We start from the raw sequence: 16,588 nt of genomic DNA on the forward strand, positions 1-16,588 counted from the left end.
CAAAGACGGCTGCGCTTTATATTGCTCATTACATTGAGAATGTTAAAGTAAGCGCAACTAAAATAAGAACGAATTTCAAAGGTCATCCAGCCTCATGTTTAAAAAACTCCGTGGTATTTTTTCAAACGATCTATCGATCGATTTAGGTACAGCCAACACACTAATTTATGTAAAAGAAGAAGGGATTGTATTAAACGAACCTTCAGTTGTTGCTATTCGTCAAGAGCGTGCTGGTGGGCCTAAAAGTGTTGCATCTGTAGGTACAGAAGCTAAGCAAATGTTGGGGCGTACACCTGGTAATATTAAAGCTATTCGTCCGATGAAAGATGGCGTGATTGCTGATTTTTATGTGACCGAAAAAATGCTCCAGCACTTTATTAAGCAAGTGCACAACAATAACTTTATGCGACCAAGCCCACGTGTACTTATTTGTGTGCCTTGTGGCGCTACACAGGTTGAAAAGCGTGCCATTCGCGAATCAGCGATGGGGGCAGGTGCTCGTGAAGTTTACTTAATTGAAGAGCCTATGGCTGCTGCAATTGGTGCAGGCTTACCAGTATCTGAAGCAACGGGCTCTATGGTTGTTGATATTGGTGGCGGTACAACCGAAGTGGCTATTATCTCACTCAATGGTGTTGTTTATTCGTCATCTGTTCGTATTGGTGGCGACAAGTTTGATGAAGCCATTATTAATTATGTACGTCGTAACTTTGGTAGTTTAATTGGTGAAGCCACAGCTGAGAATATTAAACACCAAATTGGTTCTGCATTTAAAACAGACGATCCAGTAGAAATAGAAGTGCGTGGTCGTAACCTTGCAGAAGGTGTTCCTCGTTCGTTCACACTTAACTCGCATGAAATTTTAGAAGCATTACAAGAGCCGCTAATGGGGATTGTAAGCGCTGTCATGGTTGCACTTGAGCAATCACCTCCTGAACTGGCATCTGATATTTCAGCACATGGCATGGTGTTAACTGGCGGTGGCGCATTACTAAAAGATTTAGATCGCCTACTCATGGAAGAAACTGGCATTCCAGTAGTTGTTGCTGATGATCCACTTACATGTGTTGCTCGTGGCGGCGGTAAAGCGCTTGAGATGATTGATGTGCACGGTGGTGACGTTTTTAGTTACGATTAATGAAATCAATGTTTGAAAAAACAATCTCTTTGCAACTGCGACTTTTTGTCGCAGTGCTTTTGAGTATCGTATTGATCCTTGGAGATAGATACACTAAGGGCGGTGAGAATATTCGCACCAGTTTGAATACCTTAGTTAGTCCGCTCATTTATGTTGCCAATCTACCTTACGAAGTATTTAGCTTTAGCGCTAAGAGCTTGCACACCCGCGAACAGTTACAAACTGAAAATGAAGCCCTGAAAAAAAAGCAAATATTGCAGAGCGAGCAAATTCAGCAATATGAATTCTTAGCAAAAGAAAATCAAAAATTACGAGCCTTAATGGGCTCGTCCTCAAAACACACCAATCGTAAAATTATTGCTCAAGTACTTTCTGTTCACTCAAATCCTTATAGCCACCAAGTGGTGATAAATCGAGGAACCACCGATGGTTTAAGTGAAAGCCAAGCAGTGATTGATGATATGGGACTTGTGGGGCAGTTGACTAAAGTGGGCTCAACTACTTCAAGAGTATTATTAATTACCGATACCACCCATGCTACGCCTGTACGTATTTTACGTAATGACGTGCGAACAGTGGTTGAAGGTATTGGTAAAATTAACGTACTGAAACTGTCGCATGTGCCGCATAGTTTAGATGTACGTATTGGGGATGTGTTGGTTACCTCTGGCCTTGGTGGTACGTTTCCTGAGGGCTATCCGGTAGCGGTGATCACCGAAATAACCCGTGATGAAGGACAACCTTTTGCGCAAGTATTTGCTGAACCTATAGCTCAATTAGACCGAATTCGATTATTAGTCGTGTTATGGCTAAATCAGCAGGAGTTGATGGGAGATGATTAATCGCCATATGCTATTAATTGCGTTAAGTATTTTCTTTGCATTGGTAATGGCTTTGATGCCGTTACCCTTTTCACTTGAACCATTTCGCCCTGACTGGGTGCTGCTGGTACTTATGTACTGGTCTTTGGCTTTACCGCATCGCTTAAACATAGGTACGGCTTGGGTTGTTGGATTAGTGATTGATTTAGCGACCGGTTCTTCTTTAGGTGTAAACTCATTAACCTACTCGGTGTGTATTTTTGTTACGGCAAGTAACTTTCAAAAAATTCGCAATTTTTCATTGTGGCAACAAAGCCTTTTAATTGGCTTATTTTTAACGCTTTATCATTTAATGCAGTTTTGGTTAAATCATTTTTTACTTGGCGTTTATTTTAGCCCACATTACTTATGGCCTGTATTAACAGGTATGTTGAGTTGGATATGGGTATTTTTATTACTTAGAAAATACCGTAGACACTTTAGGATCAGATAATGACTTGCGCAGTATATTTAGCCTCCGCGTCTCCCCGCCGTAAAGAGCTTTTAACCCAGTTGGGTATCGAGTTTTCACAATTTAGTGTTGATGCCGATGAAAGCCAGCTTGCTAACGAACTCCCATATGATTATGTCGAACGTTTAGCGCGTTTAAAGGCACAAATGGGCGTAAAACAAGGATATACCGATCGGCCTGTTCTAGGTAGTGATACCGTGGTAGTGATGGATAATCAATCATTATGCAAGCCACGAGATAAAGACGACTTTACTCACACCTTAAAACGTTTATCAGGAAATACTCACCAAGTGTTAACTGCTATCGCTTTTGCGACACCAGAAAAATTAATGAGTTGTGTTGTCAGTACTGATGTTACTTTTAAAATACTCTGTGATGAAGAAATAGACGCTTACTGGCAAACGGGCGAGCCTCAAGATAAAGCCGGTGGTTATGGTATCCAAGGGTTAGGCGGACGCTTTGTAACGCATATTTCGGGTAGCTATTTTGCCGTTGTAGGCTTACCTTTATATGAGACAGAACAATTATTACATACATTCTTAAGAGGGTAGCATGAGTACAGAACTACTGATCAATGTCACGCCGAGTGAAAGTCGCGTTGCCCTAATCGAAAACGGTGTATTACAAGAAATTCAGCTAGAGCGTATTGGTAATTTAGGTATAGTAGGCAATATTTACTTAGGTAAAATAAGTCGCGTGCTACCTGGAATGCAAGCCGCTTTTGTTGATATAGGCTTAGAGAAAGCCGCCTTTTTGCACGCTTCAGATATCGTCAATAGTGCTTCTATTGTTGAAGGTGTTGACGATGAGCCAATTAAAAAAGTCCAAGATATTCGTGAGCTTGTTCGCCAAGGTCAGTACATTATGGTGCAAGTGGTTAAAGATCCATTGGGCAGTAAAGGTGCTCGCTTAACCACTGATATTACTATACCGTCACGCTATTTAGTATTTATGCCAGATGCGACGCATGTTGGTGTGAGTCAACGTATCGAAACGGAAGAGGAACGCGCTAGGCTTAAAAAAATTGTTGCTGAATATGGTGATGAAAACGGTAGCTTTATTGTTAGAACTGCCGCAGAAGGCGCAAGTGAAGTAGAGCTTCGTCACGATGCTGCATTTTTAAAAAAGCTGTGGGATAAAATAGTTTCTAAGCGCCGTAAAACCAGCAAAGCGAGTATTCTGCATGAAGATCTTACGCTGGCTTTTAGAACATTACGTGATTACGTGGGCGAAGATATGGAGCGCATTCGTGTTGACTCTAAGCTTACCTATCAAGAGCTTAAGCTGTTTACTGAAGAATTTGTGCCGTTATTATCACAAGTACTTGAGTATTATCCGGGCGAGCGCCCCATTTTTGATTTATTTGATGTAGAAAGTGAAATTCAAAAGGCGTTGCACCGTAAGGTGACTTTAAAGTCTGGCGGGTACTTGATCATAGATCAAACAGAAGCAATGACCACGGTTGATGTTAATACCGGTGCATTTGTTGGTCACCGTAACCTTGAAGAAACTATTTTTAATACCAATGTTGAAGCAACCTCTGCTATTGCCCGTCAACTAAGGCTGCGCAATTTGGGCGGTATTATTATTATCGACTTTATTGATATGGTGAGCGATGAGCACAAACGCCGGGTAATGCACTCATTAGAGTCTGCGCTCGCTAAAGATCGTGCTAAAGCCAATATTAATGGTTTATCGGCATTGGGGCTGGTTGAAATGACCCGCAAGCGAACTCGCGAAAGTTTAGAGCATATACTGTGTGATGTATGTCCTGCATGTTCAGGGCGAGGCTCTCAAAAAACGGTTGAGACCGTATGCTATGAAATCCTTCGTGAGATAGTACGTGTTAACCGCGCTTATGCAGCTGATAAGTTTGTAGTTTATGCATCTCCTGCAGTATGTGAAGCGCTATTAAATGACGAATATCATAACCTTGCAGAGTTAGAGTTATTTATTGGTAAGCAAGTTAATATTCAAACAGAGAGCTTATACAGCCAAGAGCAGTTTGATGTGGTAATGATGTAATGAAATTTAAAGCGGCCTGTTTCTTTTGTGTGCGCAAATTATGGCAAATAAGTGCTGTAATTTTGGTGCTACTGGCCGTCATTGTTTCTATTTTAAAATACACCTTACCCTACGCAAATGACTATAAAAGCGAGATAGAAAACTACCTTGATAGCAAGTTTGATATTAGCCTATCGATAGGCGCTATATCGGCAAGTTGGCAAGGTAATGGCCCTGCCTTAGTGCTCGAAGAATTATCATTTAAAGACAACCAAACCGCCCCTATTTCTTTAACTATTGCGAAAACCAGTTTAGAGCTAAACCTTTGGGAAAGCCTAAAGTCCCTTCAACTTAAGTCGAATTACTTTGTCATCAATGGTTTTCATACCAAGGTTAATGTCGCGAATTTATTTGTAGGTAACCAAGACGATGTGTCATTTGAGCAAAAGGAATTAATAGAAGGGCTGTTTTTAGGTGAAACCGGTCATTTTGCAATAGAAAACTCCAGTATCAATTTTGTTTTAGAAGATAACAAAGAACGTAAACTACTATTAGAAAACATTGTATGGCAAAACCAAGATAAACAACATCTTGGTAGTGGTAGTCTAGCCTTACCGGGCATTTCGGTGGGTAATTTTGATGCGCGTATTGCACTCAAGGGTGAAACCTTAGAGCAAATGGTCGGCGATTTATATGTGCAGGCTAATCAGGTTGATGTGTCAAATTGGCTAGCGCAATATATTAATACTCAAAAGCAGCAACTACATAGCGATTTAAATTTACAAGCTTGGCTTAGATTAGAGCAGGGCCTAGTGAGTGACGTAAAAGTTCAGTGGTTACCGAGCGCGGTAAATTGGCAACTCAATGAGCAAACACAAAAGGTAAGCCTAAGTGAAGGGGGATTTCATTTATACCCAGAGCAAAATAGCTGGCGATTAAAAAGCACGGGCTTAGCATTTAGTACGGGTGAAACCACATGGCCAAGCCTTGAATTTGAAGCCTTATTGGGTAAGCAAAATAAAATATGGCTACAGCAACTTGATTTAGCGCTATTGAGTGATTTAGCTGAGTTGACTAATTTTACCGACTTAGCCCCTTTTTTAGCACGCCAACCTAGCGGACAAATAAAGACTGCGTACCTTGAGTTTGCAGATACAAAGCAATGGCAACTATGGTTTGATGCTGATGAAATTAGCTGGCAAGAAAAAAACGCCGTACCTGCCGCTCAATCTTTAAGAGTTAATGGGCTGGTTAATCAGCAGTATGGTCGCATTGCGGTTTTTGGTGAGAACAGCCATTTAATTACAGGCGCTAGCTTTAGTAATAATATTGATTATAACCAATTAAATATTGAGCTAGATTTAGCTAAGCGCTCAGGCGATTGGTACATCAGTAGTGATAACCTTTGGCTTGATAACAATGAGGTGACTTTAAGCGCACAAATGCAGCTAAGCTTAGGTGATGCGCCACGCTTAGATTTATATGCTGAAGCGTTTGCATCAGATGCCAGTATTGCTGGTCACTATTTTCCTTTAACGTTAATGAGTCCTGACTTAATTAGTTATTTAAATGGCGCAATAAAAGCAGGCGAAGTATCAAATACTCAGGTGTTATTTTCTGGCCCACTATCAGGCTTTCCATTTGAAGATGGTTCAGGGCAGTTTGATGTAATAGCACAAATAGATAATGCCACCTACCAATTCGATCCCGATTGGCCAGCAGTTACTAATGCCAATGTAAAACTGCATTTTGCTAATGAGCGAATGGATATATATAGTCAGCAAGGTCAACTGGTAAACCTTGACGTTGGCAGTAGTGTACATGTAAGTATTGATGACTTAATGGGCGATGCGCCGTTGGTAGTTAGTATTAATAAGCAAGCTGAGCTTGAAAAAATGCACGATTTTTTTGCCGCTACGCCTTTAGCAAATCCATTAGCTGATATTTTTAATGTTGTGCAAGGGCAGGGGCTGGCAAGTGCAAATATTGAATTGCTAATAGGTTCACAATTTGAGGGGGGAGCCAGCGTCAGTGGTAAGGTTAATTTACTCGACTCACCTCTCTACATTTCTGCACCTGGCATTTCGCTTGAGCATTTAAAGGGCGAACTTAGCTTTAATAACCAACAAATAAATCTCACTAATGCAACGGCTACATGGCTGGGTATGCCCTTAACTATTAATTACAATAGTGACGCAAACGCAGAGGATTATCGCGCTAATATAAATATAAATGCTCAGCTTGATGCACAAACACTTATAAACCGTGGGCAAGGCATTTTAGATGGTTACTTAAGCGGGCAAAGTGATGTTGATATTGCTTTGGAGCTTAACTTTACCGAGCAAGGGTTTAACTACCGTGCCCAAGTTGAATCGCCACTTATTGGCTTAAATAGTTCTTTGCCTGGAGCATATACAAAAAGCAGTGAGCAAGCTTGGCCACTGAGTGCAGTTATTCAGGGTGATGATATATCTAACTTGATCACCGCAAACGTTGATCAGCTAGTGTATTTTAATGCCATTCTAGACAATGCTAAATCACAGTTTAACAACGCCCACTTTATAATCGGTAACAAAGATTTAGGGCTTAACGCGCAAGATTTAGCGGTAAGTATTAACTTAGCGCAAAGTGAGTTATTACCTTGGATTGATTTAATTGATCAAATTATTAATGCAGCTAAAGCGCAGCCAGAGAGTGCATCGCCAGGTATTATGCCGCCTTTGTATGAGGTTGTTGCGAATATTAACTCTTTTAATGTGAGTGGCATGCAGTTTAATGATTTTGATATGCGTTTATCGCCCTTAAATAATAACTTGCAATTAAAGCTCAATGCTAAAGAATTACGAGCAGAAGTGTTCATTCCCAGCGAGCAATCAAGTCAGCCGATTCGAATAAACAGTGACTATTTAAGGCTTAATTTTTTAGAGGCCGAAACACAGCAACCGAGCGAAAAATCATCTCCTGAACAACTTGCATGGCTTACAAATTTGCCTGCTATTGAGTTTGAATGTGCCGATTGTAAGGTCAGCCATTATCAGCTAGATAAAGTCAGCGCCTCATTGTTAGGTGATGGTAAAAAACTGCTTATTTCTGAGCTAGTAGTTGATAAGGGCGATCATATATTACGTACTAAAGGGCAGTGGCAAAATGGCCTAACAGCAATGAGCGGCGAACTTAAAAGTGATGATATTGGCGCCTTATTTAATGAATTTGATATTACCACCACTATTAAAGACTCAAACGCGAATCTAAATTATCAACTAAATTGGCAAGCGGCACCTTATAAATTAGACATTGCTAGTTTAGACGGTGAAATTAGTTGGGATTTAGGCGAAGGCCATTTAACTGAGGTGAGTGATGGAGGCGCACGGGTATTTTCATTACTGAGCCTTGATTCATTAGTGCGTAAGCTAAAACTTGATTTTAGAGATGTATTTTCTAAAGGTTTTTTCTATAACAGCATGAAAGGTACGATGCAGATAGATAAGGGCATTGCCTATACCCAAGATACTAAAATGGATGGGGTGCCTGCCGATCTCTCGATTAAAGGGTATGCAAATTTAAATACTCTCGAAATTGACTACGACTTAGCAGTAGCACCGCAAGTAACGTCGAGTATTCCAGTAATTGTGGCTTGGATGGTTAACCCAGTAACGGGGCTTGCAGCTTTAGCAATTGATAAAGTAATTCATTCTGCGCGAGTGATCTCAGAGATCAACTTTAAAGTGACGGGTAAAATGAACGATCCTCAGGTACAAGAGTTAGATCGTAAGAGCCGAGAGGTGACTTTACCGCAAGCAGCACAAAATCAGCCGCAAGCATCCTCAGAGTTAAAACTCAAAGATGCTGAGGTTAGCGCCGCGCAATGAGTAAATCACTTATAAGTACAACACCTGCGATTATTGCATTACAAATGTGCTCAGGCTTAAACCCTGATGATAACATTGCAGCTTTAAAGCAAGCGTTAGCTGAATTACCAAGCACGCGGCCTTTGTTAGTATGTTTACCAGAAGCGTTTTTAGTGTTTAGTAAACACGCTGGTGATACGTTGTTAGTGTCTCAGCGTATTGAGCAATATAAACAGCAAATTAGTGAATTGTGTCGTAAACACAATATTTGGTTAAATGCTGGCACCATGCCAGAGCCCTATGACCAACATAAGTATTACGCTGCCTCACACTTGTTTAATAACCAAGGCGATATTGTTGCAAGCTATAACAAAATACATTTATTTGATGTTGAGGTAGATGACCAGACCGGCAGCTACCGAGAGTCCGACTTTACTCAAGCGGGCGATGAGATTGTGGTTGTTGATTCTCCCTTTGGTAAAATTGGTTTAACAGTATGTTATGATTTGCGCTTTGCTGGTTTATTTAATGCCTTAGCTCGTAAAGGCGCAGAAATTATATTAGTACCCAGTGCGTTTACTGTTCCAACAGGTAAAGCGCATTGGCAGCCGCTACTTGCAGCACGAGCCATAGAAACTCAGTGTTATGTTATTGCTGCAGCGCAATATGGAACACATGAAAACGGTAGACAAACTTATGGTCACAGCCTGGTGTTATCGCCCTGGGGTGAAACATTAAGTGAAAAACCAACAGGGCTTGGTTTTATTAGTTGTACCGTAGATTTGAACCAGTTACACAAAATTAGACGAGATATGCCGCTGCAATCTCACCAACGATTTAGAGAGCCATTATTATGAATTCGGTTGAACAGCATTTATTACACGACAGCCAGCTAAATCGAGAAGAACTCGAAAAAACATTAGCTTATATTCACCAGCACAAAGTTGATTATGCCGACCTTTATTTTCAATCGAGTCATCATGAGTCTTGGGTATTAGAAGACGGCCTTGTTAAAGAAGGGTCTTATAATGTTGAGCGTGGTGTTGGCGTACGGGCTGTTAGTGGTGAAAAAACCGGTTTTTCGTATTCAGATGCAATCAATCTTGAAGCGTTAAACAAAGCAGCCACGGCTGCACGTAGTATTGCCGATGCCGGTGAAGATAAAGCGGTTAAAGTATTTAGTGATGTGGCTGCAAAACAGCAGTTTTCACCGCATCAACCAATTTCTAGCATGAGCGATACCGATAAAATTAATTTGTTACGTGAGCTTGAAAATTATATCCGCGAATTAGCCCCTGATGCTGAGCAAGTTATTAGCTCAATGTCTGCGGTATACGAAGAAGTATTAATTGCAGCCAGTGATGGCACCTTTGCTACCGATATTCGCCCACTGATCCGTTTAAACTGCTCTGTATTGCTAGAGAAGAATGGTCGCCGTGAACGTGGCGGTGCTGGTGGCGGCGCACGCCTAGACTATGGTTACTTTAAAGAGCTTGTTGATGGCAAGCCGCGTTGGATGGGCTTTGCAGAAGAAGCCGTTCGTCAAGCTAAGGTAAACTTAGAAGCTATTGATGCCCCAGCGGGTACTATGGAAGTAGTATTAGGTAATGGCTGGCCAGGCGTGTTGTTACACGAAGCAGTCGGTCATGGTCTAGAAGGTGACTTTAACCGTAAAGGCGCGTCTGCGTTTAGCGGTAAAGTAGGGCAAAAAGTCGCTTCAGAGCTATGTACTGTGGTTGATGATGGTACTATGGCTGATCGTCGTGGTTCACTTAATGTGGATGACGAAGGCACGCCTGCAGCCTATAACGTACTTATCGAAAACGGTATTTTAAAAGGCTATATGCAAGATAAAATGAACGCGCGTTTGATGGGGGTAAACCCAACAGGTAACGCACGTCGTGAGTCATACGCGCATTTACCAATGCCACGTATGACCAACACTTATATGTTAGGTGGCGAGCATAGCCAAGCTGATATTATCAGCACGGTTAAAAAAGGCGTGTTTGCCCCTAATTTTGGTGGTGGCCAAGTGGATATCACCTCAGGCAAGTTTGTATTTAGTGCCTCAGAGGCCTACTTAATTGAAAATGGCAAAATTACTCAGCCTATTAAAGGGGCAACATTAATTGGTAATGGCCCTGAGGTTATGCAACAAATCTCTATGGTAGGTAATGATTTAGCGCTTGATAAAGGCGTAGGTGTTTGTGGTAAAGATGGTCAAAGTGTACCAGTAGGTGTTGGCCAACCAAGTTTGAAAATTGATCAGTTAACAGTGGGTGGCACGGCTTAATTTTATTACTGCCAAATACTACAAATAAAACCTTGGAAGTGCATGCTTTCAAGGTTTTATTTTGTCGGCTGTTTATTTAAATTTGCTGCTGAAAAAAATCCATAAATGCGACAACTTGTCGTGGCTGAAATTGCCTTGATGGGTAAAGAAACTGTAAGCCAATCTGTTGTTTATCTTTATTACTAAAACCGAGAATATAGTCATCAAGTAGTGTCACTAAATGACCCTTTGTCAGATCATCGCTAATATCTACCATTGATTTTAGAGCAATCCCGGCACCATCAATTGCCCATTGTCTGATCACCGCACCATCACTGCTACTCATAGCCACAGGGACGCGAATTATTTGATCTTTAAAATGCCAATCATTCATCGATTGACCAAATCGCTCCATTACTAGGCAGCGATGATTTAATAAATCGCTTGGCTGCAAAGGTTGGCCATGTATTTTTAAATATTCAGCTGAAGCACATAACACACGTTGATTGGCCTTGATCATTCGGCTAATCAAATTGCTATCGGGTAAGTTTCCAAAGCGAATAGCAATATCAATACCTTCTTCAACTAAATTGACTAAGCCATCGGTTAAATGCAGGTGTGGTTTAACTTGTGGGTTTTGTGCTACAAATTTAGCTATTGCAGGGGCAACAAACTGTTTACCAAAGTCAGAGGGTGCGGTTATTTTGAGACTACCCGAAAGGGTGTTTTTACTAAGCTGAATACTTTGCTCTGTGGCATCAATTTCAGCAATTACTCTTAAACAGCCTTGATAAAATTGCTCTCCAGCCTCGGTCAATTTAATACTGCGAGTATTACGTATTAACAGTCGGGTTTGATAGTGATTTTCAAGCTGGTTGATACGTGCCGTCATACTCGCAGGCGATAAACCAATTTTTCGCCCAGCTGCAGCAAGCCCGCCAGAGCGCACCACATGAACAAAAAGCTGCATATCATCAATCTTAGCCATCGTTCCTCACTCTTTATAATTCAGTATTAATGAATAGTGTTTTTGATATTAACTCAATTATCAAATTTAAGTAAATAGTTAAACTGGTTGTACTCATTATCAACAGAGAAAGTTTATGCGTTTAGATCATGTATTAATTTCTAGTTGTGATTACCAGGTGATGCGACGGTTCTTTATTAATTCAGTTGGGCTAAGTGAAGGGTATCGTCCGCCTTTTCCTTTCGAGGGAGCGTGGTTATACGGCAGCGATAACGTTGCTTTGATTCATCTGGTTAATGCCGCTAGTAATAAAGCGCAACAGGGTTACTTATCAGCATTAAACAGCAAAACCCAAGGCCGAGGAGTGGTAGATCACATTGCCATTCGTAGCATAGGTTATCAAGGATTGAAAAGTCGCTTAGCGCAAACAGGTATAAGTTATTTCGAGCGAACCGTGCCAGAGCTCCTAGAGCATCAAGTATTTATACCTGGGCCTGAAGAGATGAAAGTCGAAATGCTATTTAGCAGTGATGAAATTTAATTTAAATCCAGATAAACATTATTTATAAGAGAGTTAGTTATGTGTATAGAATCCTTATTTGAAGCTAAAACCCTCGGTGGCATGGTTACGCAAAATAGAATTGTGATGGCACCTATGACCCGTTCGCGAACTGCGCAACCGGGCGATATTCCTACTGAACTGATGGCCACTTATTATGCGCAGCGTGCTACTGCAGGACTGATTATTTCTGAAGCAACACAAATTTCTGCTCAGGGCAAAGGTTACTCATTTACGCCAGGTATTTACACGCAAGAACAAATCGAAGGTTGGAAGCAAGTAACACAAGCTGTGCATAAAGAAGGCGGTAAAATATTTTTACAACTTTGGCACGTTGGTAGAATGTCGCACTCTTCATTTCATCATGATGGAACGCCAGTTGCCCCATCTGCACTTGCTCCAGATGCACAAGTTTGGGTGGTAGGCGATGATGGAGAAGGGCGGATGCTTGACTGCCCAACCCCACGAGCACTAAGTGTTAAAGAAATTAAAGAAATAGTAAATGATTATAAGCAAGCGGCAATTAACGCGATTGAAGCTGGTTTTGATGGCGTTGAAATACATGGAGGTAACGGGTATTTGATTGATCAGTTTTTAAGACGCTCAGCAAATAAACGCACAGATGAATATGGCGGTAGCCAAGAAAATCGTATTCGTTTTGCCTGTGAAATTATTAGCGCAATTAGTAATGCCATTGGCGCTCATAAAGTGGGTGTTAGATTAGCGCCTTTTATCACTCAGCGTGGTATGGATGATAGTGAAGCAATTGACACTATTTTATTAGCAGCAAAGCAATTTGAGCAAATTGGTATTGCGTATATTCATCTTGCTGAAGCGGACTGGGACGATGCACCTAGTGTAACACCAGAGTTTAGAGCCGCACTTCGTCAGTATTTTAGTGGCGCGATTATTGTTGCCGGTAATTATACCGAGTATTCAGGTGCGCAGCTTATTGAACAAGGTCTTGCTGATTATATTGCATTTGGTCGCCGTTTTATTGCTAACCCAGACTTACCGTATCGTATTCAAGAGCAACTGCCACTAAACACCATTACCGATGGGAGAACATTGTTTGGAGGTACAGCCAAAGGTTATACCGATTACCCAGCGTATCAAAAGTAACTTTCGTTTTAACTGAAAATATAAGGACTGAAAATGGTTAACTTTTCAAACTCAGCAGTTACTTTACTGATCAGCGGGCTGTTTAGTAGCGCCAGTTTTGCGGCTGAATTTAGTTTATCGAGCCCTGACTTACAGCCAGGGCAGGCAATAAAGAGTGAGCAATATTGGAATAGCTTTGGTTGTCAGGGGGGTAATGTTAGACCACAACTTAAATGGCAAAATGCGCCTAAAAAAGCCAAAAGCTTTGCCGTGACAGTGTATGACAATGACGCACCAACTGGCAGTGGTTTTTGGCACTGGGTAGTACATGATATTCCTTTTACTAGTAACTCATTATCTTCAACGACTTTGCCCAAAGGAGCCATTGAAGGTAATACAGATATGGGTAAGCCGGGATACTTTGGACCATGTCCACCAGAAGGACGCAAGCATAGCTATACCTATAAAGTGTATGCACTGGATGTAGAAAAATTAGCTGTTCCACAAGGAGCAACAAGTGCACTTACAGGGTTTTTCTTACATCAGCACTCTTTGCAAACAGCCGAGATCACAGTAACGGCAGGACCGCGTTAATTAGCTTAGGAGATAAAAAATGAAGGCTTTACCTTTACTCACTGTTTTAATAGCACTGTGTAGCAGTAGGCTGTTAAGTGCGGCCCCATTATCTGATGAATCAGGCTATTGGCCTGATGATGCACAATTAGTGATTTCTATTTCAATGCAATTTGAGGCAACAGCACAAGATAGCTCTGACGAAGATGAAAGCAATAAGAGTACGGTGAAGTCGACTTGTCATCCAGTGAAAACGCAGTCTGAACTTGAACGAGATATAAGAACGGGTGGTTGATAGAACAAAATAAAAACCCACTTTGAAAAGTGGGTTTTTATTTTAAGAATTAAAGCTCAAAGGGAGCAACACCGACAGCTTGCATTTGATAACCCACTTGAGCTATTTCGCCAGACCAAGTTTGCGTTTTAATAACGCCCGTTACAACAATTGCATCATATAAGCTATCGATAGGCACACCGCCTTTAATAGTTACATGAACCAGCTGATTTGGCGGTGGAGGTGGCACATGAATACAAGCACCAAAGTAAGGGACTAATAAAAACTCGGTAATAAGTTCGCTGTCACCTTCAAGTGGCACAACAAACCCAGGTAAGCTAACAGACTGCCCATCAAGTGCTTTAACAACCGGCGCGTCCAAATCAGGTTGCACCCAGTTTTGCTCACTGCCTTCGTGATTAGCTTGTGCTTGGGTATCTATTTGCACATGCCCTTGTGGGATCAAGTCTTCCCAAAAAATTTCCTTCGGGGGATTTGCAATGCTAGCAAAGCTAATTAGCACTGCACTTAATAGCATTAAAGAGTGTGTAGTTACTTTAAACAACGTCATGATCATCCTAAAGTTTATATTTTTATACTCATACCATCACTAAGAGAATAAAAGTAAGCGCGTGTAGCAGGGATCAAGCCAATAATGAATCCCGCAGCCATAATAACGCCAATCAAAGTGAGTTCATAGTCAGAGAGCATACTGATACTAATGCTCACTCCTGCTTGGCTTTGTAAGTAACCCGCGGTTGTGCCCATAAGCGCATAAAATAGAGTGCAGCCTACTAAGCAACCTAAAAAGGTAGTGAGCAGTGATTCTATACTGATCAGTGAAAATAATTGCCAAGGGCGGGCGCCCACAGAACGCAATATTGCCAGTTCTCTGCGGCGTTGATTAAGGTTAGCCAGCAGTGTGGTTAACATACCGAGCAAGCTAATAATGACCACCACAAATGAAAATAGCAATAGGATCTTTTCTATTATTGCCAGCATTTCCCAAAGCTCTTTTAGTGTGACTGTGGGCATAATCGCTAATAGAGGCTCTTGCTTATATTGATTTATGTTGCGCCTAATTTGTAGCGTATAAAGCGGTGAATCGAAGCCCATTAAAAAGGCGGTAATTTGTTTTGGATGGCCAACTAGTGCGTGATTCGAGTGGTCATGATGATCGTCATGATCATGATGGCCGCCACCATGAATCAATTCAATTGCCGCCAGCGGCACATGCAATGTTTTATCAACAGGGGTGCCAGTAGGCTTTAAAATACCAACAACTTTGAAGGGGTTATCGTCATGATGATGAAAGCTAGTATTGCCCATACCATGAGAAATCACGATTTCATCACCAATTTTATAGGCCAGTTTACTTGCAACCTCACTCCCTATAACAACTTCATTGATGCTAGAAAAAGCCTGTCCTTGTCTAAATGCTAAGGACTGTTTTTTAGCAAATCGATAGTGCTTAAAATAATCAAGTGTGGTGCCTAAAACTGCTTGTCCTTTATGGCTATCACCAAGGCTGATAGGAATGCTCCATTTAACCCCGCGTTGTTTTATTATGTATTGATAACTTTGCCAGCTCACCCCATTATTAGTGTGGCCAATTCTAAACACCGAGGACAGTAGTAATTGAATATCGCCAGTACGTGCGCCAACAATTAAATCGGTACCCGAAATGGTATTACTAAAACTACTTTTAGCATCTACGCGAACGCGCTCAATACTGAGTAATAACATGACGCTAATCGCAATAGTGAGCAATGTCAGTAATACACTGGCACGTCTATTTAGCAAACTTTTATAGGCAAGTTTAAATAAAATCATACATCACCTTGTAAATTTACTAAGTCGATTGTGCGGCTAAAGAGTGGCTTTAATGTTTCATCGTGACTGACAAAAACAAGCGTGCTGTTACTTTTTTTTGCTTGTTCAAATAGCAGCTTAATAAAGCTTTCACGATTTTGCGTATCAAGTGCTGAAGTTGGCTCATCGGCAATGATAAGTTCGGGACTGCCTATAAATGCGCGTGCTGCGGCAACTCGCTGTTGTTGCCCAATACTTAAAGTGGCAACATTTTGATTATGAAAGTGCGGCTCCAACCCAAGTGCGTTGAGAAGTCGGGCGGCTTCTTTAGTTAAACTATCAGTTTGGTTGAGTACGTGCTGCTGACGCTTTTTCGAAAATTGGCATCCTAAACATACATTTTCTAATGGGGTTAAATAAGGTAGTAAATTAAAGTTTTGGAAAATATAGCCAATATGATCAGCTCTAAATGCATCGCGCTGTGCATTGGTAAGCGCACTTAGGTTTTGGTTCAAAACACAAAGTTGGCCGCTAGTGGTTACATTAATGCCTGCCAGTAGTGCCAGTAAGGTAGATTTACCACTACCGCTTGGCCCATGTAAAAAAACATGTTCACCTTCATCAATGGCGAGTTGCTCAATAGTGAGAGTGGGGCTGGCTGCTTTTTTATGCCATTTAAAAGATACATTCTCAAGGTTGATCATAACG

The 16,588-nt window shown here is 41.2% G+C and carries 16 protein-coding genes; 12 read left to right on the forward strand and 4 right to left on the reverse strand.

Annotated elements, in window-relative coordinates; translation table 11 throughout:
• Window positions 1–94 precede the first annotated feature (94 nt).
• From QL989_RS10935 to tldD, 8 genes are read left to right on the forward strand one after another with little or no spacing between them, the layout of a single operon-like run.
• Window positions 95–1,138 (forward strand): rod shape-determining protein, encoded by a 1,044-nt coding sequence (locus QL989_RS10935; protein WP_008113726.1) that lies wholly within the window; start codon window positions 95–97, stop codon window positions 1,136–1,138.
• Window positions 1,138–1,980, forward strand: a complete 843-nt coding sequence (gene mreC / locus QL989_RS10940; protein ID WP_010390466.1) for a rod shape-determining protein MreC — start codon at window positions 1,138–1,140, stop codon at window positions 1,978–1,980. Before QL989_RS10935 ends, mreC begins: the two co-directional genes overlap by 1 nt.
• Window positions 1,973–2,452, forward strand: coding sequence for a rod shape-determining protein MreD (mreD, locus tag QL989_RS10945; protein ID WP_010390467.1), 480 nt, complete (start codon window positions 1,973–1,975; stop codon window positions 2,450–2,452). The genes mreC and mreD overlap by 8 nt, the downstream gene beginning before the upstream one ends.
• Window positions 2,452–3,021 (forward strand): nucleoside triphosphate pyrophosphatase, encoded by a 570-nt coding sequence (locus tag QL989_RS10950; RefSeq protein WP_290170483.1) that lies wholly within the window; start codon window positions 2,452–2,454, stop codon window positions 3,019–3,021. The genes mreD and QL989_RS10950 overlap by 1 nt, the downstream gene beginning before the upstream one ends.
• A 1-nt stretch (window position 3,022) precedes the next feature.
• A complete protein-coding gene (rng, locus tag QL989_RS10955) occupies window positions 3,023–4,495 on the forward strand; it encodes a ribonuclease G (RefSeq protein ID WP_010390470.1) in 1,473 nt (490 codons plus the stop codon).
• A complete protein-coding gene (locus QL989_RS10960; RefSeq protein ID WP_290170486.1) occupies window positions 4,495–8,343 on the forward strand; it encodes a YhdP family protein in 3,849 nt (1,282 codons plus the stop codon). The genes rng and QL989_RS10960 overlap by 1 nt, the downstream gene beginning before the upstream one ends.
• Window positions 8,340–9,179, forward strand: coding sequence for a carbon-nitrogen hydrolase family protein (locus QL989_RS10965; RefSeq protein ID WP_290170489.1), 840 nt, complete (start codon window positions 8,340–8,342; stop codon window positions 9,177–9,179). Before QL989_RS10960 ends, QL989_RS10965 begins: the two co-directional genes overlap by 4 nt.
• Window positions 9,176–10,615, forward strand: a complete 1,440-nt coding sequence (tldD, locus tag QL989_RS10970; protein WP_290170492.1) for a metalloprotease TldD — start codon at window positions 9,176–9,178, stop codon at window positions 10,613–10,615. The genes QL989_RS10965 and tldD overlap by 4 nt, the downstream gene beginning before the upstream one ends.
• A gap of 76 nt (window positions 10,616–10,691) precedes the next feature.
• Here tldD and QL989_RS10975 read toward each other — a convergent pair whose 3' ends face one another.
• Window positions 10,692–11,582 (reverse strand): LysR family transcriptional regulator, encoded by an 891-nt coding sequence (locus QL989_RS10975; protein ID WP_178954756.1) that lies wholly within the window; start codon window positions 11,580–11,582, stop codon window positions 10,692–10,694.
• A 115-nt stretch (window positions 11,583–11,697) separates the two neighbouring features.
• Between QL989_RS10975 and QL989_RS10980 the strand changes: the two genes are divergently transcribed.
• Genes QL989_RS10980 through QL989_RS10995 form a run of 4 tightly spaced genes read left to right on the forward strand, consistent with a single transcriptional unit; the run spans window position 11,698 to window position 14,089 of the window.
• Entirely contained in the window at window positions 11,698–12,102 is a 405-nt protein-coding gene (locus QL989_RS10980) for a lactoylglutathione lyase (protein WP_290170496.1), read from the forward strand.
• A 39-nt stretch (window positions 12,103–12,141) separates the two neighbouring features.
• Window positions 12,142–13,242, forward strand: coding sequence for an alkene reductase (locus tag QL989_RS10985; protein WP_290170499.1), 1,101 nt, complete (start codon window positions 12,142–12,144; stop codon window positions 13,240–13,242).
• Window positions 13,243–13,275: 33 nt separating this feature from the next.
• On the forward strand, window positions 13,276–13,815 hold the full coding sequence (locus QL989_RS10990) for a YbhB/YbcL family Raf kinase inhibitor-like protein (RefSeq protein WP_290170501.1): 540 nt from the start codon (window positions 13,276–13,278) through the stop codon (window positions 13,813–13,815).
• Between the two features lie 19 nt (window positions 13,816–13,834).
• Window positions 13,835–14,089 (forward strand): hypothetical protein, encoded by a 255-nt coding sequence (locus QL989_RS10995; RefSeq protein WP_256729616.1) that lies wholly within the window; start codon window positions 13,835–13,837, stop codon window positions 14,087–14,089.
• Between the two features lie 49 nt (window positions 14,090–14,138).
• Here QL989_RS10995 and QL989_RS11000 read toward each other — a convergent pair whose 3' ends face one another.
• The 3 genes from QL989_RS11000 to QL989_RS11010 are packed head-to-tail and all read right to left on the reverse strand — an operon-like array spanning window position 14,139 to window position 16,584.
• A complete protein-coding gene (locus QL989_RS11000) occupies window positions 14,139–14,639 on the reverse strand; it encodes a DUF3299 domain-containing protein (RefSeq protein WP_008468279.1) in 501 nt (166 codons plus the stop codon).
• 14 nt (window positions 14,640–14,653) lie between these two features.
• Window positions 14,654–15,901 carry an ABC transporter permease gene (locus QL989_RS11005; protein ID WP_290170505.1) on the reverse strand — a complete coding sequence of 416 codons (1,248 nt, stop codon included), beginning with the start codon at window positions 15,899–15,901 and terminating at the stop codon, window positions 14,654–14,656.
• Window positions 15,898–16,584, reverse strand: a complete 687-nt coding sequence (locus QL989_RS11010) for an ABC transporter ATP-binding protein (protein ID WP_109875437.1) — start codon at window positions 16,582–16,584, stop codon at window positions 15,898–15,900. Before QL989_RS11010 ends, QL989_RS11005 begins: the two co-directional genes overlap by 4 nt.
• Window positions 16,585–16,588: the final 4 nt, after the last annotated feature.

This window comes from Pseudoalteromonas sp. APC 3224 (assembly GCF_030407535.1).
Classification (GTDB): domain Bacteria; phylum Pseudomonadota; class Gammaproteobacteria; order Enterobacterales; family Alteromonadaceae; genus Pseudoalteromonas.

Coding starts and splice junctions, on each gene's coding strand:
- QL989_RS10990 (WP_290170501.1), top strand. CDS start 13,276: ATGGTTAACTTTTCAAACTCAGCAGTTACTTTACTGATCAGCGGGCTG.
- QL989_RS10995 (WP_256729616.1), top strand. CDS start 13,835: ATGAAGGCTTTACCTTTACTCACTGTTTTAATAGCACTGTGTAGCAGT.
- QL989_RS11010 (WP_109875437.1), bottom strand. CDS start 16,584: ATGATCAACCTTGAGAATGTATCTTTTAAATGGCATAAAAAAGCAGCC.
- QL989_RS10950 (WP_290170483.1), top strand. CDS start 2,452: ATGACTTGCGCAGTATATTTAGCCTCCGCGTCTCCCCGCCGTAAAGAG.
- QL989_RS10960 (WP_290170486.1), top strand. CDS start 4,495: ATGAAATTTAAAGCGGCCTGTTTCTTTTGTGTGCGCAAATTATGGCAA.
- tldD (WP_290170492.1), top strand. CDS start 9,176: ATGAATTCGGTTGAACAGCATTTATTACACGACAGCCAGCTAAATCGA.
- mreD (WP_010390467.1), top strand. CDS start 1,973: ATGATTAATCGCCATATGCTATTAATTGCGTTAAGTATTTTCTTTGCA.
- QL989_RS10980 (WP_290170496.1), top strand. CDS start 11,698: ATGCGTTTAGATCATGTATTAATTTCTAGTTGTGATTACCAGGTGATG.
- QL989_RS11005 (WP_290170505.1), bottom strand. CDS start 15,901: ATGATTTTATTTAAACTTGCCTATAAAAGTTTGCTAAATAGACGTGCC.
- rng (WP_010390470.1), top strand. CDS start 3,023: ATGAGTACAGAACTACTGATCAATGTCACGCCGAGTGAAAGTCGCGTT.
- mreC (WP_010390466.1), top strand. CDS start 1,138: ATGAAATCAATGTTTGAAAAAACAATCTCTTTGCAACTGCGACTTTTT.
- QL989_RS11000 (WP_008468279.1), bottom strand. CDS start 14,639: ATGACGTTGTTTAAAGTAACTACACACTCTTTAATGCTATTAAGTGCA.
- QL989_RS10985 (WP_290170499.1), top strand. CDS start 12,142: ATGTGTATAGAATCCTTATTTGAAGCTAAAACCCTCGGTGGCATGGTT.
- QL989_RS10975 (WP_178954756.1), bottom strand. CDS start 11,582: ATGGCTAAGATTGATGATATGCAGCTTTTTGTTCATGTGGTGCGCTCT.
- QL989_RS10965 (WP_290170489.1), top strand. CDS start 8,340: ATGAGTAAATCACTTATAAGTACAACACCTGCGATTATTGCATTACAA.
- QL989_RS10935 (WP_008113726.1), top strand. CDS start 95: ATGTTTAAAAAACTCCGTGGTATTTTTTCAAACGATCTATCGATCGAT.